Origin of the sequence: Crocosphaera sp. (genome assembly GCF_030064895.1) — a bacterium.
Lineage (GTDB): Bacteria > Cyanobacteriota > Cyanobacteriia > Cyanobacteriales > Microcystaceae > Crocosphaera.
This window is the reverse complement of the sequence record NZ_JASJEB010000020.1, coordinates 17,865-42,848: the sequence shown is the minus strand read 5'-3', so window position 1 is coordinate 42,848 and position 24,984 is coordinate 17,865. Positions and strand designations below refer to the sequence as shown.

The 24,984-nt window shown below is 35.9% G+C and carries 28 protein-coding genes and 2 pseudogenes; 14 read left to right on the top strand and 16 right to left on the bottom strand.

The features are described 5' to 3' along the window. Positions 1-121: 121 nt before the first annotated feature. The 3 genes from QNJ66_RS07690 to QNJ66_RS07680 all read left to right on the top strand — a co-directional run bounded on the left by QNJ66_RS07690 (position 122) and on the right by QNJ66_RS07680 (position 867). Positions 122-289 carry a DUF2281 domain-containing protein gene (locus QNJ66_RS07690; protein WP_300504819.1) on the top strand — a complete coding sequence of 56 codons (168 nt, stop codon included), beginning with the start codon at positions 122-124 and terminating at the stop codon, positions 287-289. Positions 290-374: 85 nt separating this feature from the next. Continuing rightward, positions 375-605: a hypothetical protein gene (locus tag QNJ66_RS07685; RefSeq protein ID WP_300504816.1), complete on the top strand. Its 231-nt coding sequence runs from the start codon at positions 375-377 to the stop codon at positions 603-605. Further along, positions 580-867, top strand: a complete 288-nt coding sequence (locus QNJ66_RS07680; protein ID WP_300504813.1) for a type II toxin-antitoxin system RelE/ParE family toxin — start codon at positions 580-582, stop codon at positions 865-867. Before QNJ66_RS07685 ends, QNJ66_RS07680 begins: the two co-directional genes overlap by 26 nt. 52 nt (positions 868-919) lie before the next feature. Here QNJ66_RS07680 and QNJ66_RS07675 read toward each other — a convergent pair whose 3' ends face one another. The 5 genes and pseudogenes from QNJ66_RS07675 to QNJ66_RS07655 form a co-directional block, all read right to left on the bottom strand. After that, the gene (locus QNJ66_RS07675; RefSeq protein ID WP_300504888.1) at positions 920-1,024 is read right to left on the bottom strand and encodes a type II toxin-antitoxin system HicA family toxin; all 105 of its coding nucleotides are present in this window, start codon (positions 1,022-1,024) and stop codon (positions 920-922) included. 5 nt (positions 1,025-1,029) lie between these two features. Further along, a complete protein-coding gene (locus QNJ66_RS07670; protein ID WP_300504810.1) occupies positions 1,030-1,236 on the bottom strand; it encodes a type II toxin-antitoxin system HicB family antitoxin in 207 nt (68 codons plus the stop codon). 119 nt (positions 1,237-1,355) lie between these two features. After that, positions 1,356-1,565 (bottom strand): type II toxin-antitoxin system HicB family antitoxin, encoded by a 210-nt coding sequence (locus tag QNJ66_RS07665; RefSeq protein ID WP_300504807.1) that lies wholly within the window; start codon positions 1,563-1,565, stop codon positions 1,356-1,358. Then, a pseudogene (locus QNJ66_RS07660) lies at positions 1,562-1,756 on the bottom strand (type II toxin-antitoxin system HicA family toxin). The gene QNJ66_RS07665 and the pseudogene QNJ66_RS07660 overlap by 4 nt, the downstream one beginning before the upstream one ends. Positions 1,757-1,874: 118 nt before the next feature. Then, positions 1,875-3,203, bottom strand: coding sequence for a TIGR03279 family radical SAM protein (locus QNJ66_RS07655; protein WP_300504805.1), 1,329 nt, complete (start codon positions 3,201-3,203; stop codon positions 1,875-1,877). A 288-nt stretch (positions 3,204-3,491) separates the two neighbouring features. Here QNJ66_RS07655 and QNJ66_RS07650 point away from each other — a divergent pair, with 288 nt between their 5' ends. The 3 genes from QNJ66_RS07650 to QNJ66_RS07640 all read left to right on the top strand — a co-directional run bounded on the left by QNJ66_RS07650 (position 3,492) and on the right by QNJ66_RS07640 (position 6,070). Next, entirely contained in the window at positions 3,492-5,072 is a 1,581-nt protein-coding gene (locus QNJ66_RS07650) for an NAD(P)H-quinone oxidoreductase subunit 4 (RefSeq protein ID WP_300504801.1), read from the top strand. 265 nt (positions 5,073-5,337) lie between these two features. Continuing rightward, positions 5,338-5,583 carry a UPF0175 family protein gene (locus QNJ66_RS07645; protein WP_300504799.1) on the top strand — a complete coding sequence of 82 codons (246 nt, stop codon included), beginning with the start codon at positions 5,338-5,340 and terminating at the stop codon, positions 5,581-5,583. Next, positions 5,570-6,070 (top strand): DUF3368 domain-containing protein, encoded by a 501-nt coding sequence (locus QNJ66_RS07640; protein WP_300504796.1) that lies wholly within the window; start codon positions 5,570-5,572, stop codon positions 6,068-6,070. The genes QNJ66_RS07645 and QNJ66_RS07640 overlap by 14 nt, the downstream gene beginning before the upstream one ends. Positions 6,071-6,257: 187 nt before the next feature. On the opposite strand, the gene QNJ66_RS07635 is transcribed toward QNJ66_RS07640, so the two are convergent. The 3 genes from QNJ66_RS07635 to QNJ66_RS07625 form a co-directional block, all read right to left on the bottom strand. Beyond that, complete coding sequence (locus tag QNJ66_RS07635) at positions 6,258-6,989, bottom strand: TVP38/TMEM64 family protein (RefSeq protein WP_300504794.1); 732 nt, start codon at positions 6,987-6,989, stop codon at positions 6,258-6,260. 33 nt (positions 6,990-7,022) lie between these two features. Then, on the bottom strand, positions 7,023-8,018 hold the full coding sequence (arsS, locus tag QNJ66_RS07630) for an arsenosugar biosynthesis radical SAM (seleno)protein ArsS (RefSeq protein ID WP_300504792.1): 996 nt from the start codon (positions 8,016-8,018) through the stop codon (positions 7,023-7,025). A 68-nt stretch (positions 8,019-8,086) separates the two neighbouring features. After that, positions 8,087-9,277, bottom strand: a complete 1,191-nt coding sequence (locus tag QNJ66_RS07625; protein WP_300504789.1) for a methyltransferase domain-containing protein — start codon at positions 9,275-9,277, stop codon at positions 8,087-8,089. Between the two features lie 163 nt (positions 9,278-9,440). On the opposite strand from QNJ66_RS07625, the gene QNJ66_RS07620 reads away from it, so the two are divergent. Then, a complete protein-coding gene (locus QNJ66_RS07620) occupies positions 9,441-10,037 on the top strand; it encodes a GUN4 domain-containing protein (RefSeq protein WP_300504784.1) in 597 nt (198 codons plus the stop codon). 48 nt (positions 10,038-10,085) lie between these two features. On the opposite strand, the gene QNJ66_RS07615 is transcribed toward QNJ66_RS07620, so the two are convergent. Then, positions 10,086-11,414 (bottom strand): hypothetical protein, encoded by a 1,329-nt coding sequence (locus QNJ66_RS07615; protein WP_300504781.1) that lies wholly within the window; start codon positions 11,412-11,414, stop codon positions 10,086-10,088. A gap of 274 nt (positions 11,415-11,688) precedes the next feature. Between QNJ66_RS07615 and QNJ66_RS07610 the strand changes: the two genes are divergently transcribed. Both QNJ66_RS07610 and QNJ66_RS07605 read left to right on the top strand, forming a co-directional pair. After that, the gene (locus tag QNJ66_RS07610; RefSeq protein WP_300504778.1) at positions 11,689-12,234 is read left to right on the top strand and encodes an alpha/beta hydrolase; all 546 of its coding nucleotides are present in this window, start codon (positions 11,689-11,691) and stop codon (positions 12,232-12,234) included. A gap of 135 nt (positions 12,235-12,369) precedes the next feature. Beyond that, positions 12,370-14,151, top strand: a complete 1,782-nt coding sequence (locus QNJ66_RS07605) for a fatty acyl-AMP ligase (protein ID WP_300504776.1) — start codon at positions 12,370-12,372, stop codon at positions 14,149-14,151. 164 nt (positions 14,152-14,315) lie between these two features. On the opposite strand, the gene QNJ66_RS07600 is transcribed toward QNJ66_RS07605, so the two are convergent. The 3 genes from QNJ66_RS07600 to infC form a co-directional block, all read right to left on the bottom strand. Further along, entirely contained in the window at positions 14,316-16,040 is a 1,725-nt protein-coding gene (locus QNJ66_RS07600; RefSeq protein ID WP_300504773.1) for a diflavin flavoprotein, read from the bottom strand. Positions 16,041-16,056: 16 nt separating this feature from the next. Next, on the bottom strand, positions 16,057-16,533 hold the full coding sequence (locus QNJ66_RS07595; protein WP_300504770.1) for a DUF6174 domain-containing protein: 477 nt from the start codon (positions 16,531-16,533) through the stop codon (positions 16,057-16,059). Between the two features lie 82 nt (positions 16,534-16,615). Next, positions 16,616-17,155 (bottom strand): translation initiation factor IF-3, encoded by a 540-nt coding sequence (gene infC, locus QNJ66_RS07590; RefSeq protein WP_300504767.1) that lies wholly within the window; start codon positions 17,153-17,155, stop codon positions 16,616-16,618. Between the two features lie 241 nt (positions 17,156-17,396). Here infC and QNJ66_RS07585 point away from each other — a divergent pair, with 241 nt between their 5' ends. Next, positions 17,397-18,317 (top strand): alpha/beta fold hydrolase, encoded by a 921-nt coding sequence (locus QNJ66_RS07585; RefSeq protein ID WP_300504764.1) that lies wholly within the window; start codon positions 17,397-17,399, stop codon positions 18,315-18,317. On the opposite strand, the pseudogene QNJ66_RS07580 reads toward QNJ66_RS07585, so the two are convergent. From QNJ66_RS07580 to QNJ66_RS07565, 4 genes and pseudogenes are all read right to left on the bottom strand, one after another. Beyond that, positions 18,306-18,806, bottom strand: a pseudogene (locus QNJ66_RS07580) (Uma2 family endonuclease); the annotation flags it as partial. The gene QNJ66_RS07585 and the pseudogene QNJ66_RS07580 overlap by 12 nt on opposite strands. Positions 18,807-18,977: 171 nt before the next feature. Then, the gene (locus tag QNJ66_RS07575) at positions 18,978-19,535 is read right to left on the bottom strand and encodes a hypothetical protein (RefSeq protein ID WP_300504761.1); all 558 of its coding nucleotides are present in this window, start codon (positions 19,533-19,535) and stop codon (positions 18,978-18,980) included. Between the two features lie 377 nt (positions 19,536-19,912). Then, complete coding sequence (locus tag QNJ66_RS07570; RefSeq protein ID WP_300504758.1) at positions 19,913-20,629, bottom strand: heme oxygenase (biliverdin-producing); 717 nt, start codon at positions 20,627-20,629, stop codon at positions 19,913-19,915. Between the two features lie 259 nt (positions 20,630-20,888). Further along, entirely contained in the window at positions 20,889-21,716 is an 828-nt protein-coding gene (locus QNJ66_RS07565; RefSeq protein ID WP_300504755.1) for a photosystem II manganese-stabilizing polypeptide, read from the bottom strand. Between the two features lie 216 nt (positions 21,717-21,932). On the opposite strand from QNJ66_RS07565, the gene QNJ66_RS07560 reads away from it, so the two are divergent. The 4 genes from QNJ66_RS07560 to QNJ66_RS07545 all read left to right on the top strand — a co-directional run bounded on the left by QNJ66_RS07560 (position 21,933) and on the right by QNJ66_RS07545 (position 24,908). Further along, positions 21,933-22,280, top strand: coding sequence for a hypothetical protein (locus QNJ66_RS07560; RefSeq protein WP_300504752.1), 348 nt, complete (start codon positions 21,933-21,935; stop codon positions 22,278-22,280). 72 nt (positions 22,281-22,352) lie between these two features. Beyond that, the gene (locus tag QNJ66_RS07555; protein ID WP_300504749.1) at positions 22,353-22,790 is read left to right on the top strand and encodes a DUF1353 domain-containing protein; all 438 of its coding nucleotides are present in this window, start codon (positions 22,353-22,355) and stop codon (positions 22,788-22,790) included. A gap of 58 nt (positions 22,791-22,848) precedes the next feature. Next, a complete protein-coding gene (gene ubiE, locus QNJ66_RS07550) occupies positions 22,849-23,571 on the top strand; it encodes a bifunctional demethylmenaquinone methyltransferase/2-methoxy-6-polyprenyl-1,4-benzoquinol methylase UbiE (RefSeq protein WP_300504746.1) in 723 nt (240 codons plus the stop codon). A gap of 83 nt (positions 23,572-23,654) precedes the next feature. Next, complete coding sequence (locus QNJ66_RS07545) at positions 23,655-24,908, top strand: DUF445 family protein (RefSeq protein ID WP_300504745.1); 1,254 nt, start codon at positions 23,655-23,657, stop codon at positions 24,906-24,908. The last annotated feature ends 76 nt before the right edge of the window (positions 24,909-24,984 follow it).

The window sequence follows — 24,984 nt, the reverse complement described above, 5'->3', positions numbered from 1 at the left end:
ATAGTATGATCAACAATATTGTATGGTGGATTAACTGTAGTGTAACATACCTTCATGATTGTATTCTAACTCATTCAGTTCAATTTGATATAATATTCATAGTGAAATTTAAGTTTAGTTTATGACAACTAATGACATAACTCAAAACATTATCACTAAATTTCAAAATATTCCCCTTGATAAACAACAACAAATCTTAGACTATATAAACTCTATTATTGAAGAATCTTCGTTAACTTTAGAGAAGTCAAAACCTTCTCCTAAAAAAAGAGTTTTGGGATTACATTAAGGAAAAATTTGGATGAGTGATGATTTTAATGATCCTTTAGCTGAATATAAGATATAATTTTGTTACAATGCAGTGTAGTTTATTTATGAGTAATCTAGAACTTCGTCAGCAAGTCCAATCATATATAGATCAACTATCAACAGACAAGCTTTTACTTGTTGCTGATTTCTTAGTTGATTTACTGGAAAAAGACGATAATGAAGCAACTGAAGAATTACTAAAAATTGAGGGATTTAAGGAAGCATTTGCTCAAGCGCAAAAAAACGTCAAAGAAAATAAGGTAATTTCCGTTGAACAACTCAAGCGAAAATATTAGTTATACTGTTCTAATTAGTGTTGATGCTCAAGCTTTTTTTGAATCTGCTTCTGGTTCATTACAAAAAAAATTAGATCGCTGTTTTGAGCGTTTAAAAGTTGATCCCTATACTTACCCAAATATCAAAAAGTTGAAAGGTAACTTATCAGGTTATTATCGTTATCGTGTCGGTGATTATAGAGTAATTTATGAAATTGATGAAACACATTATCAAGTTACTGTTGTTTTTATTGCTCATAGAAGTAAAGTTTATGAGTCGTGAAGTTTAAGCGTGATTATCAATAATTATCTTTTCAAATAACCTAACATTAATTCTAATCAATATTACGCCATTTTCTATGACTTCCTTTTTGTGAAATTAATTCAAATCCATATTTTTTTAGCAATTTTTCAACTTCCTTTGAAGTTAACCGACGCATACGAGTCATGTAATTATTACCTCTCTAATCATCACATCAGAGGATAAATTAATGTCATCCGGTTGTAAATATAACTCTATCGCTTCTTTTATATTTTCTAATGCTTGTTCTTCTGTTTCTCCGCAAGAGGTACAACCTGGTAACTCTGGACAGCAAACAGAAAAATATCCTGTTTCTATATCTTTTTCAAGAATAACACGCCATTTACTCATGTTTTTTTGAGATGCTTTTTCTACAATCCATTGCTTAATAAGTTCATTATAATAAATTCCTTGCGCTGTAGCAATTTCTTTTACCTTTTTTATTTGTTGGGGTTGTAAAAAAATAAAAATTAAACATTAACTAATCCTACTTTTGTCGAAGGTTCAGGTATTTCTTCACCTCTTTCTTCTAATACCTCTAAATAAAGCGCGATCGCTTCTTTAACATTTTCTTGTACTTCTTCTAAAGTATCACCGATGCTAACACATCCTGGTAAATCGGGAACAATTGCTCCCCAATTTGTTTCACCTTTTTCATAAATCACTGCATACTGTTTCATTTGTCTTCTCCTAATTTTGCTTGTTTCCAAATAGCTGATAAAGTTCCTATAGGAATATCATTACTTAATTTTCCTGGAACGACAACAATACCTGATTTTTGAGGATGAGCTAAAATTCGATGACTTCCTCTCATTCTTACTTGATACCATCCATCTGCTTTTAGTCGCTTTAATACCTATTTAACTTTCATATTACAAGATTTTTGTTAATGGTATATTGTGTTAATAATAACACTTTAGAAGTAGAAATCATTCTCTGTTAAATGATGCGTATACCCAAAACATAAGAAAAAATAACTCATAGATAATTTAACAACAATTTTTAATCAAGTCAGAAATACTATTAATAATGATAATAGGACTGTTTAAGTAATCAGAAACTTTCTCAACACTCAGATCATCTAAAAAAACTGTATCGTGATCTTTTAACATAATAGAAGGTAATAAAATTCCATCGCCTAAATCTCTATTCTTTAATTTGGAAACAATATCTTCTCCTGTTAATAAACCTGTTACGGTAATTTCTTGTCCCCAATAGTCACTATTTAATGGAGCTAAATTAATGGTTAAATTTCCAACATTATTTAGTTGTTTAACTAAGGGTTGAAAGGCTTTTTCTACTGCATTACCTACAACCCAAGTTAAGGTTTTTTTATTTTCTATTTTTTCGGGTAATAATTGTTTAGCTTTTTCTTGAAATTCTTTAATAAATTGACGAATAGAACCCACACCATTACCTATTTGCGGATAATCTTCATAATGAGATTCTGTCGGTAACTCTTCTTGAGCAATTAAAAACCATTCATCGGCTAACCAAGCAAAATTACTGTTAAATTTTTGATGAAATTCTTGTTGTAAAGTTTGTACTTGTTTAATAAGTTCTTGTGCTTTTTCTTGGCTCACAGGTATTAATTTATCTTCTGTGGGACGAAATCTAGTTAAACCCACAGGAACCACTGCTGCTGATAAAATAGTGGGGATTTCTCCTAAAGAAAATTCCGCTAAATCTTGCAAAGTTCTTTCTAAATGTATACCGTCATTAATACCAGGACATACCACCACTTGAGCATGAATTTGTAGCCGTCTTTCTTGAAACCATTTAAACTGTTTTTTAATTAATCCTGCTCGTTCATTTTTTAACAATTTAGTTCTAACTTCTGGTTCCGTTGCGTGTACAGAAACATATAAAGGAGACAAACGCATAGCTTCAATTCTTTGCCATTCTCTTTCTGTCAAATTAGTTAAAGTTAAATAACTACCATACAAAAAACTTAAACGATAATCATCATCTTTCAAATATAAACTATCTCGTTTTCCTGGAGGCTGTTGATCAATAAAACAAAAAGGACAACGATTATTACATTGAATCAAACCATCAAATAAAGCCGTTTCAAACTCCAAACCTAAATTATCATCATAATCTTTTTCTATTTCCACTTGATGCAGCTTACCCTGACCATCTAATACCTCTAATTCTAAGAATTCATCAGCACATAAAAAATTATAATCGATTAAATCACGGGGTTTTGTGCCATTAATAGAAACAATAGCATCCCCAACTTCAAAGCCAATTTCTTCGGCAATAGAATCCGATAAAACAGCCGTAATTTTAGCAGGGCGAAAAGAAGATAAAGTCATATTGAGAATGTAGAATGTAGAATGTAGAATTTATAATTATAAATTGCTAAGCAATTAAAGCTTTCAAAAAATTTAAGATTTTTACAATATTATCTATAGAAAAATCTTGTTAAATTGATGGGTGTAATGGTGATAGTCTGGATTGTCATTTATCCTCACAGTTTAGGCTCTCACCACGATCATACCGAACGGGTTTGGTGTCAGGCAACAGGGAACTTTCATAGATGGTTATATCACTCCTGACTCCTAGCAAAACCCTAAATTTTGATGAATGCTTAGAAAATATCAATGAACCTTGCTAATTTTCCTTGGTTAACCACCATTATTCTCTTTCCCATTGTAGCAGCCTTGTTAATCCCCATTATTCCCGACAAAGACGGCAAAACCGTCCGTTGGTACGCTTTAACCGTGGGTTTAATCGATTTTGCTATTATTGTATACGCTTTTTATACCGGTTATGACCTCAGTAACCCCGACTTACAGCTAGTAGAAAGCTATGCTTGGGTTCCGCAACTAGACCTAAAATGGTCTGTGGGGGCTGATGGCTTGGCTATGCCTCTGATTTTATTAACCGGCTTTATCACCACTTTAGCAACCATGGCTGCTTGGCCGGTGACTTTTAAGCCCAAACTCTTCTATTTCCTGATGTTAGCTATGTACGGCGGACAAATAGCCGTGTTTGCTGTACAGGATATGTTACTGTTTTTCCTGGTTTGGGAATTAGAATTAGTTCCGGTTTACCTTATTTTATCTATTTGGGGCGGAAAACGGCGTTTGTACGCAGCTACTAAGTTTATCCTCTACACAGCAGGGGGTTCTTTGTTTATCCTGGTTGCTGCTTTAACCATGGCCTTTTACGGGGATACTGTCACCTTTGATATGGCGACCATCGCAGCTAAAGATATCCCGTTGAAGTTACAATTATTCTTGTATGCTGGTTTCCTCATCGCCTACGGAGTAAAATTACCGATTTTTCCCCTTCATACTTGGCTACCGGATGCCCACGGAGAAGCTACAGCGCCGGCGCATATGTTACTAGCGGGTATTCTCTTAAAAATGGGGGGTTATGCCCTGATACGGATGAATGCACAAATGTTATCCGATGCCCACGCCTATTTTGCCCCGGTGTTGGTTATTTTAGGGGTGGTGAATATTGTTTATGCGGCCTTAACCTCCTTTGCCCAACGTAACCTAAAGCGGAAAATTGCCTATTCTTCCATCTCTCACATGGGGTTTGTCTTGATAGGTATTGCTTCGTTTACCGATATTGGTATGAGTGGGGCAATGTTACAGATGATTTCCCACGGTTTAATTGGGGCGAGTCTCTTCTTTATGGTGGGGGCAACCTACGACCGTACCCATACCCTAATGTTAGATGAAATGGGTGGTGTTGGTCAGAAAATGAAGAAGGTATTTGCTATGTGGACCACTTGTTCAATGGCTTCTTTAGCGTTGCCGGGAATGAGTGGCTTTGTGGCAGAATTAATGGTGTTTGTGGGCTTTGCTACTAGCGATGCTTATAACTCGACTTTCAAAGTTATTATCGTCTTTTTAGCTGCCATTGGTGTCATTTTAACCCCCATTTATTTACTGTCCATGTTACGAGAAATGTTGTATGGACCGGAGAATAAAGAGTTAGTTTCTCATACCAAACTAATTGACGCAGAACCCAGAGAGGTGTTTATTATTGCCTGTCTGTTAATTCCCATTATTGGTATTGGTTTGTATCCGAAAATTGTGACTCAGATTTACGATTCAACCACCACTCAATTAACCGCTTTGTTACGTCAATCTGTGCCTAGTTTAGTTGAAGAAGTAGAAGTTGCTTCTCGCTATGATTTGGCAGTTAAAGCGCCGATGATTAAATAGTAATTTAGTCTATTTTGCTGATTGAAAAGCCTACTTTTAGTAGGCTTTTTTGTAGCTAGTTCTTTAACACAAAAGATGACTTAAGATGAGTAAAATCAATATAATTATCAGACATTAAGCTAGATAATAATTTAATCTACTTTTTTAGTTTTAGAGAATTATTTAACCTAAACAAATAAAATCAGAAGGGAGTAATATAATTTAAAAGTTGGTGATAATAACTGTTATAATAATTTTAGATGTAAATCTAGCTAAACATTAAACCATGAAATTATCTATTCCCGATTCTATTATACAATCGATTCGCTTACCAGAAAAACGTCTTGAAAGTGAATTACTAAAAGAATTAGCTGTGAGTTTATACCAACAAGAATTACTGTCTTTTGGAAAAGCTAGAGAATTAGCAAAAATGGAACATTATCAATTTAGTCAATTATTAGGAGAAAGAGGAACTAATCGACATTATACTCAACAAGAATTAGAAGAAGATTTAAGCTATGCAAGTCATTAGTAACACATCCCCATTGCTTAATTTAGCAATAATCAATCAACTGCATCTTGTTAGAGAACAATTTAGAGAGATTATTATTCCTAATGCTGTTTTAAAGGAGTTAAGAATTAACGAAAATCTTCCAGGTTCCTTACAATTAAGAGAAGCTTTTGATGCTTCTTGGATAAGAGTTAAATCAGTAGAAAATGAAGCTTTTGTCAAATTATTAAGACGGGAATTAGACGAAGGAGAATCTGAAGCGATTGCTTTAGCTATTGAATTAAAAGCAGATTGGAAATTACTTGATGAAAGGGATGGAAGGAAAATTGCCAGAAATTTAGGGTTAAATATCACTGGAGTTTTAGGCATTATTTTAAGAGGATGGCAGCAAGGCAATGTATCATCAGTAAAAACAATTATTAACCAGTTACGTTCCGATTCACACTTTCATATTTCCTCTAATTTAGAAGAGCAAATTTTAAAAGAAACAGGGGAATTAAAGTCTTAAGTAAGTTCCTCTACATGAAAAATAGGGTATTTATTTTAGTCAACCTATTGACCTGAATTCGATATAAGAAAATTTGTATAAAACTGACTCAAAACTTACTTTATTGGTTATAGACTTAGTATTGATGGAACTCAACTTCTTTTATGTTATGGTAAAATAAGAGTAAGCCGGTTTATAATTATATTTTTTATGTTTTTTCAATTTGACTATCTAACGCTTGTCGAGAAATTTTAGTAACATAAACACTGACTAATACAGTAGCAATTAATCCTACAATATATAATGCCCATTCTAAGGCTGTTTTTTCCCTTCCGCCGGCACCTAAAGTAGCAATATTACCAATGAGAGAACCAATATAAACATACATAATTGAACCGGGTAACATTCCTATCCAAGAAGCAATAGTATAATCTCTTAAAGATACTTTAGTAATGGCAAAAGCATAGTTTAAGACCACAAAAGGAAAAATAGGAGATAAACGAGTTAATCCCACAATTTTCCATCCTTCTTTGGCCACTGCTTCATCAACTGCTTTAAATTTTGGATAGTTTTCTATTTGTTTAGCAACCCATCCTCTAGCAAAATAACGTCCGATTAAAAATGCTAAAACTGCAGCCAATGTCGAGGCAATAGAAACTAAAATTGAGCCTTCAATTACATCGAAAATGACTCCGGCACCCAAAGTTAAAATAGTAGCAGGAATCAAAACAACAGAGGATAACATATAAGCCAAAGTAAAGACTATATAACCAATAGTTCCTAAATCTTGTATCCATTGTAATAGATTTTGTAAGCTTTCAATAATACTGAAACTATCTAAAATTCCTAGTTGTTTGATAACAATTATAGTAGCAGCAGTTAACACAGTAATTCCTCCTAATTTTAATAATAGTTGTCGTAATTTTGTATTTTTTAGCATAGTTAATCTCCTTAAATTAATAGTTAGAATAAATTAAATTAGTGAACCCCCACAACTGGAACCACTACCAGCAGTACAACCATAACAATAATCAGCAGTTTTGATATCATTAATAACATCTAAATTACCAATTTTTAATAAGGTTTCTACGGTTAAAGGTTCTCCATTGGGTAAGGTTGCTGGTATGTTCTCCATTTGATTAAAATCACAGTCATAAATGTTGCCTAAATAATCAATAGATAGCTGGTTACGACACATAACATAATCGAGAGTTTGCTCATTATAATTAGACTCTAAAAATTGAACATAAGGCTCATATATTTTTTTATTCTGTAAATATTGTTTAGTCCTCCCAATAGGTAAATTAGTAATAGTAAAAAGCTTATTAAAACAAACATCAAAATTATCTTTTAGAAATGTTTTGTAATCTTTTTCTAAGTTTATTTGCTCAGGAGTTAAAGAAAATTTATTATTGTTAGGAATGGGTGGATTATAGACTAAATCTAGAACTAAATTAGGATCATTTCCATAACCTAATTGATTGAGTTTTTGAATGGCACGAATAGAAGCATTATATACCCCTTTTCCTCTTTGTTTATCCACATTATCTTCTAAATAACAAGGTAAAGAAGCAACTACTCTTAACTCATTTTTAGCAAAATATTCTGGTAAATCTTCAAAACCTTCCTCGAAAAATATAGTTAGGTTTGAGCGGACAATAACTTCTTTTTTTGCTTTTCTAGCTGCTTCAACTAAGGGTTTAAACCCATAGTTCATTTCCGGTGCGCCTCCCGTTAAATCAACGGTTTCAAGTTGTGGAAAACGGTTAATTAATTGAATTAATTGTTGACAGATTTCCGGGGATAATTCTTCTGTTCTTTTGGGACTTGCTTCCACATGACAATGGGTACAGGCAAGATTACACCGTTTGCCTAAATTAATTTGTAATACGGTTATTTTTTGTTTATTTAAAGGGTTTTTAACTTTTTTAAAAAACGGGTTGATTTGATTACTATTTAAAGAAATCATTGATTTTTCTCCATTATGTAAATTAACAGCAATCAGTCATTGCTAACTGATCACTGTTAACTGAATAATTAACAACATTCTCCAGGGGTACAGCAGTCAGTATCTTCCTTAGTTTCTGTTAGATGATAGTTACTGCCTTTGGTTTCTTTTGGATGACGAATTGCCTTATTTTTACAACTAAATTCTGTTGCTTCTTCTAAGGGTATTTCTTGATAAGGAGAAACTCCAATAATATCCTGTTGATAGGGACTTTCTGTACGAGTTAAAATCTGATAGGTTTTATCACAAACTGCCATTCTTTCTCCCCGACAAAAAGTGTGTCCATCATCGTCTTGTACTTGTTTCCAAGGTCCTTTATAAATGATGGATTGTTTTCTTTCTAAACAAGGCCCTTCTTTTCCTTTATAGGCACGAATAGTCATAGAACGAAATTCAACACCATCAATAACTTGCCAAGGTTTTTCCTCTCTTTTGAGAATTTCAACCCCATAAAATCCCACATCCTCAAACATCTTTAAAAATTGATCTTCTCGAAATGCTCCTGCAATACAACCGCTCCATAAATCAGGATCATTAAGAATATTTTGTGTAGGATCTTCATCACAAACAATATCAGAAATAACTGCTCTTCCCCCTCGTTTTAGAACCCGATATAGTTCTTCAAATAACTGTTGTTTATCATTCGGTTTAACCAAGTTTAAAACACAGTTAGAAATCACCACATCAATGCTATTATCTGCAATTAAAGGGTTGTCTTTACGAAAGCGATCGCATTCACTTTCAAATTTAGTTAAATCATCCACAGATTGAATAGGATGATCCTTTAACCAACCTGCAACTAAGTCTAAATTCAAGGTTAAATCTTGTATTTTGCCCTTGACAAATTTTGTATTATGGGTTCCAATTTTCTCAGCAATATTTTGTTGATATTTACGGGCAATTTTTAACATTTCATCGTTAAAATCCACCCCAATAACTTGACCAGATTTTCCGACTTTTTGAGCTAAAATGTAACAATTTTTACCCGTTCCTGAACCCAAATCTAAAACCGTTTCTGCCTCATTAACATAACGAGTAGGATCACCACAACCGTAGTCTTTTTCGATGATTTCTTGAGGTAAAATTTCTAGATAGTTTCCCTCGTATTCAGTTGGACAACATAAACTAGGTTGTTGAACTTTTGCCCCTTCTTGATAACGATCTAGGACAGTTTTTTCGATATCATAACTAACAGCGTTTGAAGAGTGAGAGGTTACCATATTTATCCGTAAACCAGCTTTGACTAATTACAAAAGAAAAACAAAATAGACCATTTTTCAGGAATGTAATATCATTAAAAATGAAAGTAATGAGAATTTCCTGAGATTTGCCTTAACTTTCCTAAGATATCATCTATCATCTATTTGTTACCCATAATTTATTATGTCTGAATCTCTAACCCCAGCTATTACCCCAGAAGAAACTCCTGATTTAGCGGAAATACTAAGCGAAATAAAGTCATTAAAAGATAAAGTAACAAATTTAGAAGAAAAATTAAAATTAGTCTCAGATATAAATAGATATAGTCAATTACAAGAATATTTAAAAGCAGGAAAATTTAAAGAAGCGGATCAAGAAACCAGCAGAGTGATCCTTGATGCAGTTAACCGTAGTCGAGACGATCTAACCCCAAACGACATGAAACAACTACCTTGCACTATTTTGCAAGTGATTGATAAACTTTGGCGAGACTATAGCAACGATCGCTTTGGACTTAGTATCCAGTTAGGTCTTTATGTGGAAGTTGGTGGTAGTATCGAGACCCTGCGCGCTCAAAATATGGGTATCCTTGAGAAGTACGGAGATCGTGTTGGTTGGCGTAAAAATGGAACATGGGAGGGGGGTAACTATGATAATTGGGATTTTAGCTTATCTGCTCCAGAAGGGACTTTTCCTGCCATTTGGTGGAAGTCTCCCTATGGGTTTAAGATGGCAACTTTTTGCTTTATGCGTTTAATTGAATGTGATCTCACTAACTAAAAATTAATCATCTTTGGTCAAACTTTAGGGTGGATAAAAAATTGATGATTAATTATCTAAACCATCTAGACGTTTTTGCCATTCTTGATCAATTTTATCTGCTTGTTCAATTTCTTGTTCTAGGATATCTTTTTCTGTGGTATAAGCAATGTCAGACTGTTGTATCATTGCTTGATTAGCAAATTGACTTGCATAGTCTAATTTATGTTGTATAGTTTCATTTTTATTCAGTAAAACTTCAGTTCTTTCTTGTCTTTGACTATTTCTTGAATCAATTTTATCGTTTCTTATTTGAATAACAAAATAACGAACAAGAGGAACCCCTAAAAAAGAGATCGCATATCCTAATAATAACCAGTAAATTGAGTTAATAAAGGCAATAAAACCACCAAATTGTTGTACGATACTCGGATCTTTCAAAAATGAACCCAAGATCAATGCTAAAATAAAATTCAATGCTCCTAAGCCAATAGCTAACATTATTTTACCGCTACCAGCTTCACTAAATTTATACAATCTCTCTCTTAGATAACTAGAAATTGATTTTTGAGTTGATTCTTGAACAGTGACTTGTAACTCAGGAAAATGATAAATTAGTTCACCATTAGGAGAGACTTCGGGACTACCATTGAAGCGAGTTAAAACCGGTAAAATATAATCTTCATTTTCTCGATTATAGCGATCAATATTATCTAGATATGGGGCAACTTGTTCAGCAATAATTGAACCTTTATTATTTTTGATAACTGTTCCTATTGCTTTCCAGCGACGTTCTTCCAAGTTATAATTAGGATTACCATCCCCGAATAAAAAAGAAAAAATTGCTTCTAAAAAATTCATCCCACTATCATCTCTATTTTGGGATCTTCGAGAAGAATTATTTCCGTAACGATTATAACCATAATCAGGATAAAATATCCAAAATAGATCACCAAAATTAGGAAAGAAAAAGATACCTCCTCCCCTATAACCTCCCCCACGACTTCCAGAATTATTACTATCACCATCCCTACTAGAACTAATACCAATAATAATCACAGTAATAGCAATTAACATTAAAATAATAGAAGCAACTAAAATAATACCAAAAGAAATCCGAATAATATAAAATAATACTTTCCAAATTTTATCCCAGGTTTCTTTTAATTGTAACTTCCAGTATTTATTACGAAGAATAGTTCTAAAATTTTCAGGAAAAAGATAAACAATATCTCCCGACTCTGCAACTTCTAAATGTCCCGATACATCAGAAGCTAAAGCCAGTAATCCTTGTTGTGCTAAATTAATATTTAACCCTGATTTTGCTGCCACGTCTCCTACAGTAACACGATAGCCTAATTGTTCAACGGATTGCATAATTTCGGGCTGAAGTGTCATATAATACCCTCCTAATTTAATGAGCTACCATTCTCATTATATTCAATGCAAAATATAACAGGCAAGAGGCAATAACGAAGTCAGAAGTTCCTCACTGCGTTCCGGCGCTATCGCACAGAAGTCAGAAGTTCCTCACTACGTTCCGGCGCTATCGAACAGAAGTTATTTTTGTAAGACTGTGACAGTTTTTGTTACTGTCTTGAAACTGCGGTCAAATTATTTAATTCTCGCTAGAATAGTAACAACGAAAATATTGCTAAAGATACTATTTGTTATGACACAGAACAAAAAGCTATTTAAACAATCTCAACTTATTTTTAGTTTTATATTAGCTATGTTAGGGCTAACTTTTACTAAACAGTCAGTCCAAGGGGCCGAAAGAGTAGTCTTAAAATACAGCATTTTAAGGGAATCTATTTCTGTTCAAGAATTAAGTCAGTTAGCAAACACAGGAGAAACATCAAGATCCCTAAAAAACTATCTGAGATTAGCCAATAAAAAACCAGAAGAATTAAGAGCATTATTAAATCAGAATGTGGATGTTGATCCCGTTTTTTTATCCAAAGTTCTTAATAGTTTTGCAGGAGGAATGATACTTGATCCCATCGGGGAAGTAATTCACACTCCATCAAAACGCGCTAATAAAGAATCCTTAAGAGGTGCTTTAGTTACCTCAGCCTTATCCGATCAAAATATACGCTTAGTTGAAATATTTGAAAACTATCCCACCGAAGAAATTCATGTAGACGGCGATCGCTTAGTAGAAGTCTATCAAAATATTGAGGGGTTTCTCGATAATATCCCCGATCTTCCCTTTTGACAGTGAACAGTGAACAATAACTGATAACTGATCACTGATAACTGGCTAAGACTTGCGAAGATCAAGATTTCCTTTAGAATTAATAAAGTTTATTTATATATTTACCTCCCTCTAACTCCTTCTTCAAAAATAACCATGACTCAAGGCTTAGAAAAATCTTTAACCACTCCCACCACCCTAATAGAATTATTGCGTCTAAGGGCCCAGCAAACCCCCAACGGCCACGCCTATACTTTTTTAATAGACGGGAAAAAAGAAACCCCACCCTTAACCTACGCTGAGTTAAATCAACAAGCGAAAGCGATCGCCAGTTTATTACAAAAATATCAAGCTAAAGGAGAAAGAGCATTACTCTTATATCCCCAAGGGTTAGAGGTTATCGCCGCTTTCTGTGGCTGTTTATACGCTGGTGTCATTGCCATTCCCGTCCCTCCACCAGAGTCAGGCAGACTGAAACGGACTTTACCCCGTTTGCGGGCCATTGTTAAAGATGCTAACGCCACCTTTGCCTTAACCACAGAGGGCATTTTATCCCTTGTAGAAGGGGTTAAAGGAGAATTTCCCGAATTTGACCAAATGAAGTGGATCGACACCGCTACAGTTGATTTATCCTTGGCTGAAGGTTGGCAAGATCCCCAGGTGGATAAAGACCAACTAGCCTACCTACAATATACCTCTGGGTCCACTTCCACCCCCAAAGGAGTGATGTTATCTCACTTCAATTTAATGCACCATGCCAGCTATTTACAACGGGCCTGTGGCTACGATGAAAACAGTATTACCCATACTTGGATGCCCTATTTTCATGATTATGGGTTAGTAGAAGGGATGATGGTTCCTATGTACAACGGAACTCCCTGTTATGTGATGTCTCCTTTCTCTTTTATTAAGCGTCCCATTCAATGGTTAAAGAACATTACTAAGTATAAAGTTACCCATTCCCAAGCCCCCAACTTCGCCTACGATCTCTGTTTAAGTCGCCTCAAAAGCAAAGATATTGCCCAACTAGACTTAAGTAGCTGGGAAGCAGCCGGAAACGCCGCCGAACCCATTAACCCCAAGGTAATGATGAATTTTGTGGAAACTTTTTCCCCTTGTGGGTTTCGTTGGGAAACTTTTGCCCCTGCTTACGGGTTGGCTGAATATACCTTACTGGTATCCAGTAAACCCAAAGGAACCCATCCCGTGTTTATCTGTGTCGATGCGTCGGCCATGGAACAAGATAAAATTGTTGAAGCCGATCCCCAACAGGAAAAAGGAACCCGTATCATGGCTAGTTGTGGACGGTTGGTGTGTGAAACCAATATAGCCATCGTCAACCCCGATACCTTAACCCGTTGCGCTGAAGATGAGGTGGGAGAAATTTGGGTATCTGACCCCAGTATGGCCGAGGGTTATTGGCAGCGCAAAGAGGCCACAGAAGAAACTTTTCAAGCTTATATAAAAGATACCCAAGAAGGTCCCTTTTTAAGAACAGGGGATTTAGGGTTTTTCAAAGACGGAGAACTCTATATTACTGGACGGATGAAAGACTTAATTATCATTCGCGGAACTAACCATTATCCCCAGGATCTTGAGTGGACGGTACAACATTTGAATCCGATTTTTCGTTCTGACTATGGGGCTGCTTTTTCTGTTGAAGTAGAAGGAGAAGAACAATTAGTTATTGTTCAGGAGTTAGAAAGACGTAGTGGAGAACAGGACTTTGAGCAATTATTGGGAGATATTCGCCAAGAAATTGCCGAAGAACATGAAATACAAACCTACGCCATCGTTTTAGCCAAGTCAGGAACCGTATTAAAAACCGCCAGTGGTAAAATTCAACGTCGCGCTTGTCGTCAAAACTTCTTGAACGGAACCATTAATGTTGCTGCTGTTTGGAGTGAGAATGCTGAAGTTACGGAAAAGTTGAAATAGGGGAGATGGGGTGACTGGGAGACTGGGTGACGGGGAGACTGGGAGACTGGGAGATAGGGGAGACTGGGAGACGGGGTGACGGGGTGACTGGGGAGCAAAATATTAATATTGTTTCTCGTCTTCCCACCCTTCCCACACTCCCCACACTCCCCAAACTTCCCACCCTAATAATGACTACCAGACTTACGATGATGAATAGCGGTTACACCATCGTGTAAAACTTCTCCTTTGGTGACGATCGCATAAATAAGCCAATGATCACCACATTCCATGCGATCGCTGACTTTACATTCCAAATAAGCCAACCCATCTTCTAATATAGGAGAACCATTATCAGCCACCTGGGTTTTTAACCCTTCAAAACGATCTTCCCCAGGAGAAAACGGCTTGAGAAAATGCTTCATCAAACCAAGATGATCCCCTTCTCTGAGAATATTCAAGACAAAGTAACTCCCTTGATGTAACAAAGACTCGATCGCCCGTTCTTTGGCCACCGCTACGGTAAACCCAGGAGGGTTAAAGGTCGCTTGAGAGATCCAAGAGGCCAACATGGCCCCGCTTAATTCTTCTTCTTGACAGGTAACAATGGATAATGACCCGACAATACGTCCTAAAGCTTGTTGTAGGCGATCTGTCTGGGACTGATTCACGGAATTTTTCGGTTGACGGCGTTTTTGGGCTTTTTTCACCGCCTGGGCAAAGTCTGTTCCTGCTTCTTCACAGGTTTTTAATGTTGCCTGAGTGGGGGTAAATTTGACCTTGATGGGGTCGAAACCGAATTGATAACCACCATCCCGAAATTTGTTTTCTAAGAGGTCTATGGCTTCTCCACTCCAGCCATAGGAGCCAAATACCCCTGCTAGTTTCGATTTATCGGCGTTGGCTAAGGTGATCCCTAACGCGGTTTGGATCTGGGTGGGGGCGTGGCCTCCAAGGGTGGGGGACCCAAAAATAAACCCGGAACAGTTATTAATAGCTTCTTTGATCTCATCGGGTTCGGCTACTTCGGCGTTGATGGACTCAACCCTGACCCCGGCTTTGGTGATACCACTGGCGATCGCTTGAGCTAAGGTGGCGGTATTGCCATAAGCGGAGGCGTAAACGAGGGCAACGCTTAGAGTTTGGGCTTTTTGCGCCTCTAACCATTGTTGATAGGAATCAGTTAATTCTTTTAAGCCATAACGTACTAATGGACCGTGACCGGTTCCGTAAACTTTAGCGGGTTTACTGCTTAATTTATCGAGAGAGGTCTGAATTTGTTTGGCGTAAGGGGCGATGACGCAATCAAAATAATAGCGTCGATCTTCGGCATAAACTTGCCATCCTTCATCAAAAATTTGATCCCCACAAACATGAGACCCAAATAATTTATCACTGTAAAGGATTTGTGTTTTGGGGTCGTAAGTACACATTTGTGCGGGATAACGAGGGTTTGGGGTTAGAATAAATTCTAGTTTATGTCCTTGCCCTAAATCTAAGATATCTTCTCCTTTGACTACTTTTAATTGGGGCGGAAATTCGGGTAATAAAATATTAGGTAATAGTAATGCCCCAGGGTTAGAACAAACGATGGTAATTTTGGGAGCAATTTTTAGTAAAGCTTTGATTGTTTCCCCTCTGTTGGGGTTAACATGACCTAAAATTAAATAATCAATTTTTGTGGGATCGATCCGTTCTTGTAGGGCTTTTAAAAATATCTCGGTAAATGACTCTCCTGGGGGATCAATTAAGGCAATTTTATCCCCTTGAATAAGATAAGAATTAGCTGTGGTTCCTCGTTTTAGTCCGTATTCTATTTCAAATTTTAAGCGATCCCATGTCCGCGATCTTATTGCTATGGTATCAGAAGCAATGGGATAAACTTGTACGTCTCTGGGTTTATTAATCATATATTTTCGGGGTAAATTAATCGAGTTTGCTCAAGTTTTCAACGGTATAGGTCATTTCCTCATCTGCTAGGATTTTGAGATAGTCGATAGCTACACGAGTGGGATAACCAAGGGTCGGATCATAAGTAATTAAAATTTCATCAGCATTACGTTTAATTGCATCTTCGATAATTTTAAAAAGTCCCTCAATGGTTTTGGGAAATGTTGAATCTGGGATGACTTGATTATTGTTTAAATTAACCACTTCAGTAATTTTATCATTTTTAACGGAAACTTTGAGATAATCATTACTGGGAGGTGGACAAAAACACCATTGTTGATATATGTATTGATAATTTTTTATGGTCTGCGATCGCCATAATTGACGATTTTCTTCTAATGTTTCTCTTAAGGAAGAGTTGTTATCACCATTAGCAGCGATCGGCATAATATTCACCAACATTACTATTAATAATCCGATGACTAAAAAAGTTAAAAATTGTAGGTTTTTCATGGTTTTTCCCTCAAATTCGTCTTAAAAAAATACAGACGTACTAATGTACGTCTGCTGATGAAAGAATAATTTAGGAACTAATTTATTTAGAGTCTTTTTTGGGACTCATTAACATCATCATGTTACGGCCTTCTCGTTTGGGGGCCTGTTGAATTTCTGCTAATTCCTGTAAGTCGGTAGCCATACGACTGAGTAAATCTTGTGCTAAGTTAGAGTGTTGTATTTCTCTCCCTCGAAAGGTAATAGTTGCTTTGACTTTATCCCCTGATTTAAGAAAGCGTTTAGCCTGATTGACTCGCACTTGATAATCATGCTCTGATATTTTATAGCGCATTTTCACTTCCTTAACATCAGCGGTGTGTTGTTTTTTCTTAGCTTCTCTAGCTTTTTTCTCCTGTTCAAACTTATATTTACCGTAATCCATGATTCGGCAAACAGGAGGTTTAGCTGTTTCACTAACCAACACCAAGTCTAATTCTCGTTCCCGGGCAACCTTTAAGGCTTCTTCCGGGGTAATTATCCCCAGTTGGGAACCATCACTATCGATGACCCGAATTTCGGGGAAGCGGATTCTTTCGTTGATTTTAGGGAGATCGCGTTGTGTGCGTCTTTTATCTATCACAGGCGTTTGTTAATGTCTCTCGATATGATTAATGAACGTTAGTAGTTAATCCAGGCCATAAGACTAGCCTGTTTTATTGTAATCATTTTCTACTAAGTTCTGATTGTATTTATTGACTATATTGTTAGGTTGGGGCAATTTACCGTTAAGGATAATACTTACCCTATTTACTTCCTAGTTTAATCCTTCTGTGAGCGATCGTAAAATAAAAAGGTGTAAAGATTTATAACAGGATCATTCAGTGAGTCAACAACAAGCTTGGGAGAAGCGCATCGGACGACAAAGACAATGGATTTGGCGTGGTTGGCCAATTCGTTACACTTTTTTACCAGCAGAAACAGCACAATCCGACACAAAACCCCCTTTAATCTTAGTACATGGTTTTGGGGCGGCGGTGGAACATTGGCGACACAATATCCCTACCCTACGACAACAATATCGAGTCTATGCTTTAGATTTATTAGGGTTTGGTCAATCCCAGAAAGCCGCAACGGATTACAACACTTATTTATGGGCAGAACAAATTTATGATTTTTGGCGATCTTTCATCGGTCAACCAGTTGTTTTGGTAGGTAACTCTATTGGTTCTTTGGTTTGTTTAACCGCAGCGTTTAAATATCCTGAAATGGTGGCTGGTTTGGTGATGTTGAGTTTACCTGATGTTTCTTTACGACAGGAGGCAATTCCCAAAGGTTTACGCCCGATCGTTAATACCATTGAAGGGGTATTTAGTCCTCCTTTGTTATTAAAATTATTGTTTAATATTATTCGTCGTCCTGGGGTAATTCGCCCCTGGGTTGGGGTTGCGTATTATGATAAATCAGCTATTACTGATGAGTTATTAGACATGATTACTATTCCTCCACAAGATCGGGGGGCTGCGAGAACGTTTTGTCTCTTATTTGAAGGGCTAAGAAAACCTAATTATTCTCCTTCTGTCAAGGATGTATTACAAAAATTAAGTATTCCTATGTTGTTAGTTTGGGGTCGTCAAGACAAAATGATTCCTGTTACTTTAGCTTCTAAATTTTCTAACTTAAATAAGCAGATAACTTTAATAGAATTAGATCATGCTGGTCATTGTCCTCAGGATGAATGTCCCGATCGCTTTAATCCTATTTTATTAGATTGGTTGAAAACAGTTATCGGTTTACAGTTTTAACCAACTAAAAATATCACCGACGGTTAATTGTAATTCTGATAAAAAGTTAGGGACAGGTAAACTATTTTCTACATCTTCTAATAATAGGGGCTGTTGTTGAGGAAGAAAGACAAGAATTGATTGGTTTTCAGGCTCAATTAACCAACCTAACTCAGTCCCATAATTGAGACAGTGTAAAATATTTCCTGTTACTTTCATATAACTCTTATTCGGGGATGAAATTTGAATTGTCCAGTCGGGATGAGTTAAAACACTATTAGCAATTTCTCCATTTTCCTCACGGTTAATTCTATTCCATTGTAAAACAACCACGTCAGGGACTAGGGAACGTTCCCCAAATTTACAACGAAGTTCAGGCAAAGCATAAGCAATTTTTTGAGGTTTACTGATAGCATTAATAGCAATAATTAATTCTGCTTGAATAAGACTGTGTTTTCCTTGGGCCATGGGTTTCTGTGTAATTTTACTGTTAATATATTCCTGTGTTGGTTTTGTTTCAGGAAGTTATAAAAATTTATCTAATTTTAAAAATTTATGTTCAGTTTGTATCATAATACTTTCTCAAATTTCGGATTTAATTTGGTAATAAAGCCCGAATTGACGGGCTTAAAAGTTAATCTTTTTAAGAAGGATATCCTATTAATTTAGTCTTAGACTTTGTTAATTATTAAGATCATAGTACCTTAATTCGAGAACACCTTGACCATTTAAAACATATTGACTAGAAACATTACGTAAGTCTCGTGGTTGTCTTGTTGTAAATGTTGGTTGATTGAATGAAGTATCAGCGTTGTAAAAATTAACAGCTTCCGACCGAATAATTCTAGGACTAATTTCTTGACGAGTTACGCTTCTTGATACATTAGCACTAGGAAATTCCAAAAATCGATTATAGTATTGGAAATCGTTCCAAGCATCTTCCTCACTTTCATTACTGTTAACATATTTATAGACATCCGTATAGGTTCTCATTGGTGTTTGGTATGTTGGATTATTAACAGGAACTCGACGACTAAAAGTCCTTTCTTCTGGTTGAGTTTGTGAGTGTTGAGTTGTAGCGGTGTTTTGATTACACATATAGGATAAATCGACGGTTTGACCAGTTTGATTCACCATATAACAAAGTGGAGTTGCTTGAACCGTTCCTGAAGTCATTAATAAAGTCATCAGGGTTGATAGTCCGATAGTAGAAAAAAGTGTTTGATTTAATCTCATCATATCTCTCACCTCCATGACTTTGAAGAGGTTATCTGCGAGAGTTTCTTCTCTACTCCGATCCTACTAATGAAATTAAGTTATATTGTTATTATTATCTTAAGCTGATAAGTAATTTAATATTTATTTATATTTGTTCAACAAAAAGGCACTAGAGATTCTTCATTCCTCAGAATGATAGTTAATGCAAAGAGGTTAATGAGATTCTTCGTTCCTTATAATGACAGTTATTCGTTATTTATTATGGAAGAGATTATTTATTTTCTTAGAATGACAATTATTAATTAACAATAATCCTGATAACTTGATCAAGATTAGAATAACCAAAACCAAGCTGTCAGGATTATTATTTGAAAATTCTTCTAAGACAAAAAAGAAGCTTAATTTTCAGCCGTTGCTAACTCTGTACTTCCTGTAGAACGACGACGGGTTAAGGTATTAAAGAGCATGATTCCAATAGCTTTAATTAAGTTACCTTCTAATTCCATAAACATTTTCATGTTCATCCCAAAAGCAGCATTTGCCTCGTCAACAATTTGTTCGGCTGTTGCTTGGTCAATGGGCATTTCATTTAGTGATTGACGGTACTTATTTTTAAAAGCTTTCTCATCGGAAATGGTTTCAAATTCGTAGAAAGCTGTGCCATCTTCTCCCAAATTCATCGCCCGTTGTGCAATTTTTTTGAGAATTTGTCCGCCGGATAAATCCCCCAAATAACGAGTATATGAATGTGCTGCTAATAATTCAGGTTGAGTTTCTGCAACCTCATGAATACGTGCTATATAAGCTTTTGCTGCTTCTGAAGGGGCAACTTCATTGCGCCAATTAGGCCCATAATAAAAACTTAAATCTTTTTCTAAACACTGCTTACGATTTAACTCTGGAAAGTAAATCTTAGAAACTAATTCATGATGACATAATCTCTCCATTTCTTCTTCCATGGCACTGTAGACAAAATAGAGATTAGCCACCAATGTTCGATAGGAATTTTTTTCAACAACTCCCTTTAAAAAACACTTGACAAAACCAACATTTTCCGCCATTGTATGGGACTTTTTTGTACCTTCCCGTAACATGGTTGCTAAATTAACGCTCATGCTATCTTTTCCTGTTATTGTAAGTGAACACTCGATCGGTGGCTTCATGACAAAAGCTTAAAAAACCGCCTAGTTGTGTAGAGTATCTTAAATTAAGGGCAATTTTCATTAAGAATTTTTACAAAAGTTGGGGTTTAATTATTAATAAATGTAAATTAATTTAAACCCCGCCGTTAAGGGCGGGGTTTTGTTAAAAAAGGGGCGGTTTGCCACTTTGTTTCATGGAAAGAATCTGACAGAACTTATATTCTTTTCACCCTTATACTTCAGGGGTCACGCGAGCATAGAAAACACCACGAATTTTGACATCAACGGGTTCTTTAGCCCCTAAATCGGTATCAGAGGGCTGTTCACTTTCAAATACTCCAGAAATTTCTCCTGTTTCTTTATCTACCTTGGTCACTTGAAGAGAGATAGACCCTTGACCAATGGGAGTTTGTTTCACATTAGCATAGTCTTCCTTATCAGCCGTAGCAGGTAAAGCAACCGCGTTATCATAACCAGTAGCTAACCCACGACCTTTAGGATCGAGGAAAGTTGCACCGCGATAGGAGGGAACTCGGAAATCACCCACAAAATCAATGGAAGTATTGATGGAACTAAATCCAGGTTCGGTTTTACCCACTAAATTCTTGATTGTGAAGAAGAAAGGAACTTGTTCCCCTCCAGGAAGTTGAACTGTCACAGGTTGGAAGTCAATACCACCTTCTTCTTTGAAGGTAACAACTCCTTCGTCATCAACAGTAATATTACCGCTAATTTGCTCTAAGCTAGTGGTATAACGGGTTAATAACTTCCCAGGAACATATTCTGCTTCTTGACGTTTGTTAACTGGTTCTTCCTTGACAAAATATTCTTGGGGTTGCAAACAAAGATCATCAACGAAATAGGTTTGACCCGGTTCAATAGCAAGAGAACCCCTTGTAAATTCAGAAATTTGCGGACAGTTGTTGGCAATTCCTGTGTTTAGAATTTCGTCGTAAGTTAAGTCTTGGGGGTTAGCTGTACTATCGGGTACGTCACTACAAGCGGTGAGTAACCCTAAACATAAGGCAAAAAAAGCAACCAGTAATGTACGAAATCTCATAATCATCCTCGCTTTGTTAATCTGAAATTAAAATGTCTTGTCCCTCTGGCCATCACTCATAAAAGGCTGTTGCTTGCCATCTCATGGACAAGTTAGGCAATCGCATCGGGATCTACTCTACCAAAATTCGTCCCCAACATCCCTTTTCAGTTTGCAATTCTTTTGAGCCGAAAATCTTTTATGATTGGTATGGCTAGGGAAAAGAGCAAAAAAAGAATGGAACAAATCAACTCATCAGCAACAACCGATCCGTCCCTTAACTCTAAACATGGTTCTTTTCCAGCGTCTCTAGAAGAGATTGTTACCAGGGTCAATATTGCTTCCACTCAATGTAATGATGACCCACAACGGTTACTTGAGTTACTGCGAACTCTGGAGGCGTTACATAGAGATATTCGGGTTAATTTATTAGAACCTTCCTTACCCAATAGTCGCAACGATTTGTATGAGTTATTACGGGATATTGACGAGACGGGAGGATGGCCTTACATCGAACGGATGAAGCTTCAAGCTTTTTTAAAGCATTTATCTTCAGATATAGACATGGCTAATGATGCTCAATAAATAATTAAGAGAAAATTTCAACTAAAAGAGAGCATCAAGCATTTTCGAGATTTTTTATAATCAATATGCACTATGACACAATCTAGCCCAATTCAACGAGCAACGGTTTCTTATAACCCCAGCACCCATTTCTGGAGTTTGATTGAAGACTATAGCTATGTTGATAAAAAAAGACAGGTGGAAATTGCAGTATATAAACACTCTGAATATGATTTATCTTCTATCCCTCGTTTCTTCTGGAGAGTGATTGCTCCTTTTGAACTGTCTCTTGAAGCACCTCTTATTCATGACTACTTATATGTTACTAATGGTGGTAGACGAAATGATCCAAAGCAAAAAATGAGGGGAGATATTCTCAGTTTACAAACAGGAAATAAAGAACAATATACACGGAAAGAAGCTGATTTATTGTTCCGCACAATTATGGAGCAAGCATTTGTGTCTCCATTAAATGTGGATCTTGCCTATTCCGCAGTAACTGTTGCTAATTTACTTAACAAATGGGAATAAAAAACTAATTGAATAATGTGATTTTTATTTTCTGTAGAAACAGTCGGTTTTTGTATTTATGAACCATAACACTTGGCATTCTGCTACGGATATTCAAACTATTTTCGATCGCATTGCCCCGGTTTACGATCAACTCAATAGCTGGTTAAGTTTTGGGCAGCATCGTATCTGGAAACAAATGACCGTAAACTGGAGCGAACCCAAAGAAGGTTATATGGGCTTAGATATATGTTGTGGTAGTGGCGATTTAAGCCAATTATTAGCCCGTAAAGTCGGTAAAACAGGAAAAGTTATCGGTTTAGATTTTTCTCAAGAATTATTGGCGATCGCAGCCCAACGAGCTTACAATCAGTATCCTAGGTTACCGTTAGAATGGATACAGGGGGATGCCCTAAATTTACCCTTTGAGGATAACACTTTTGACTGTGCCACTATGGGCTATGGGTTACGGAATGTTACGGATATCTCCCGTTCTTTACAAGAAATACACCGTGTTTTGAAACCATCGGCTAAAGTAGCTATTCTAGACTTCCATCGTCCTTCACAACCTTGGCAAGAGGGGTTCCAAAAATGGTATCTTGATAATTTAGTGGTTCCTTTTGCAGAATATTATGGACTGAAGGACGAATATGCCTATATTATGCCTAGTTTAGAAAGATTTCCTATCGGAACAGAACAAGTAAAATTAGCTCGAGAAGTAGGGTTTTATCCTGTTATTCATTATCCCATTGCTCTAGGATTAATGGGGGTTTTAGTGGGCAGTAAAACAGTTAACAGTTAACAGTGAGAAATAAACTTAACTGATAACTGATAACTTATGACTGATAACTCTTAAAAATGAGTTGAAATCTTTGGTTATTGATCATGACTTTGTTAGATATTTCTTCTATTAATTTATCTCTAGTTTCTACTATTATTATTCCGCCGATAGCAGGAGCTATTATTGGTTATTTTACCAATGATATTGCTATTAATATGTTGTTTCGCCCTTACAAAGCGATTTATATTGGTAAGCGTCGTTTACCGTTTACACCAGGTTTAATTCCTCGTAACCAAGAACGATTAGCTAAGAAGGTTTCTGATACAATTATGGGGTCATTATTAACCCCTGAAGAATTACAAAAATTAGCAAAACGTTTGTTGAAGACGGAACGGGTACAAGCAGCTATTTTATGGTTATTAAACTTATCTATTAAACAAGTAAAATTAGATAAGCAACAAAAAACTGCAAAAATTTTATCGGGAATTTTAGAGGATTTATTTAGCGAATCTTTACCCCGACTTTTAAGAACTTTAGCCCGTAGACAAGATTTTTTGGAAACCCAAATTAATCAGATTTTTGATCAAATTCTTTTAGATTTTAAACTCAATAATGCTCAAGCTAGACAGTTCGCTGATTGGTTATTAGAAGGGGTTATCCCTCCTGATACGATCAGACAAACATTGGTTGACTTTTTAACAGAAAGAAATATCCAAGTTATTGATGAAGGGGTGAGGGAAAAAACCAGTGGAACTTATTGGGTTGTTGCTAATTTATTCGGGGTTCGTAATACATTATTACGGTTAAGAAGTTTTTGTTTGGAAGACAAAGAAATGGCTAATACTCGGTTAAAAGAACTGTTATTATCTTTAGAAGTTCGTAGTCGTTTAAGAGAATGGTTACAGAGTCTTGCCTTACAAAATTTACCGGTTTCTACTGTTAGACAACTTCGTAAAACTACCCGTGAAACGGTACAACTTTATATTCAACAAAGTGGGGCAAAATTTGTTCAAGATTTTGGGAAAACTGTTGATTGGGAAAAACTATCTGTTTTAATTATTAATAGACTTCAAGATTCTTCTGCTATAACCTCATCTTTGGAAACTATTAGTGAGGAATTAGCTTTAATTTTAGAAAGATATTTAGAGGAAGATTTAGAAAAAATTGTCGCTCAAGCAATTCCTATTTTATCTATTGATCAAGTTATTATTGATAGGGTTAATGCCACCACTCCCCAAAATTTAGAAATGGCAGTCCAAGGTATTGTTAAAAGTGAATTACAAGCTATCGTTAATCTAGGGGGAATTTTAGGATTTTTAGTAGGCTCTTTTCAAACCGTATTATTGTTACTGAGATAGTCTTAATTAAAAGATAAAATCTACTTCTGTTAGTATCAATTTATTATTAATATTGATAACAAATTCTTGATTTTTT

Bases quoted from the DNA above. Each gene is read 5' to 3' on its own strand.
- QNJ66_RS07690 (WP_300504819.1), top strand. From the start codon at position 122: ATGACAACTAATGACATAACTCAAAACATTATCACTAAATTTCAAAAT.
- QNJ66_RS07685 (WP_300504816.1), top strand. From the start codon at position 375: ATGAGTAATCTAGAACTTCGTCAGCAAGTCCAATCATATATAGATCAA.
- QNJ66_RS07675 (WP_300504888.1), bottom strand. From the start codon at position 1,024: ATGCGTCGGTTAACTTCAAAGGAAGTTGAAAAATTGCTAAAAAAATAT.
- QNJ66_RS07670 (WP_300504810.1), bottom strand. From the start codon at position 1,236: ATGAGTAAATGGCGTGTTATTCTTGAAAAAGATATAGAAACAGGATAT.
- QNJ66_RS07665 (WP_300504807.1), bottom strand. From the start codon at position 1,565: ATGAAACAGTATGCAGTGATTTATGAAAAAGGTGAAACAAATTGGGGA.
- QNJ66_RS07655 (WP_300504805.1), bottom strand. From the start codon at position 3,203: ATGACTTTATCTTCTTTTCGCCCTGCTAAAATTACGGCTGTTTTATCG.
- QNJ66_RS07650 (WP_300504801.1), top strand. From the start codon at position 3,492: ATGAACCTTGCTAATTTTCCTTGGTTAACCACCATTATTCTCTTTCCC.
- QNJ66_RS07645 (WP_300504799.1), top strand. From the start codon at position 5,338: ATGAAATTATCTATTCCCGATTCTATTATACAATCGATTCGCTTACCA.
- QNJ66_RS07640 (WP_300504796.1), top strand. From the start codon at position 5,570: ATGCAAGTCATTAGTAACACATCCCCATTGCTTAATTTAGCAATAATC.
- QNJ66_RS07635 (WP_300504794.1), bottom strand. From the start codon at position 6,989: ATGCTAAAAAATACAAAATTACGACAACTATTATTAAAATTAGGAGGA.
- arsS (WP_300504792.1), bottom strand. From the start codon at position 8,018: ATGATTTCTTTAAATAGTAATCAAATCAACCCGTTTTTTAAAAAAGTT.
- QNJ66_RS07625 (WP_300504789.1), bottom strand. From the start codon at position 9,277: ATGGTAACCTCTCACTCTTCAAACGCTGTTAGTTATGATATCGAAAAA.
- QNJ66_RS07620 (WP_300504784.1), top strand. From the start codon at position 9,441: ATGTCTGAATCTCTAACCCCAGCTATTACCCCAGAAGAAACTCCTGAT.
- QNJ66_RS07615 (WP_300504781.1), bottom strand. From the start codon at position 11,414: ATGACACTTCAGCCCGAAATTATGCAATCCGTTGAACAATTAGGCTAT.
- QNJ66_RS07610 (WP_300504778.1), top strand. From the start codon at position 11,689: ATGACACAGAACAAAAAGCTATTTAAACAATCTCAACTTATTTTTAGT.
- QNJ66_RS07605 (WP_300504776.1), top strand. From the start codon at position 12,370: ATGACTCAAGGCTTAGAAAAATCTTTAACCACTCCCACCACCCTAATA.
- QNJ66_RS07600 (WP_300504773.1), bottom strand. From the start codon at position 16,040: ATGATTAATAAACCCAGAGACGTACAAGTTTATCCCATTGCTTCTGAT.
- QNJ66_RS07595 (WP_300504770.1), bottom strand. From the start codon at position 16,533: ATGAAAAACCTACAATTTTTAACTTTTTTAGTCATCGGATTATTAATA.
- QNJ66_RS07575 (WP_300504761.1), bottom strand. From the start codon at position 19,535: ATGATGAGATTAAATCAAACACTTTTTTCTACTATCGGACTATCAACC.
- QNJ66_RS07570 (WP_300504758.1), bottom strand. From the start codon at position 20,629: ATGAGCGTTAATTTAGCAACCATGTTACGGGAAGGTACAAAAAAGTCC.
- QNJ66_RS07565 (WP_300504755.1), bottom strand. From the start codon at position 21,716: ATGAGATTTCGTACATTACTGGTTGCTTTTTTTGCCTTATGTTTAGGG.
- QNJ66_RS07560 (WP_300504752.1), top strand. From the start codon at position 21,933: ATGGAACAAATCAACTCATCAGCAACAACCGATCCGTCCCTTAACTCT.
- QNJ66_RS07555 (WP_300504749.1), top strand. From the start codon at position 22,353: ATGACACAATCTAGCCCAATTCAACGAGCAACGGTTTCTTATAACCCC.
- ubiE (WP_300504746.1), top strand. From the start codon at position 22,849: ATGAACCATAACACTTGGCATTCTGCTACGGATATTCAAACTATTTTC.
- QNJ66_RS07545 (WP_300504745.1), top strand. From the start codon at position 23,655: ATGACTTTGTTAGATATTTCTTCTATTAATTTATCTCTAGTTTCTACT.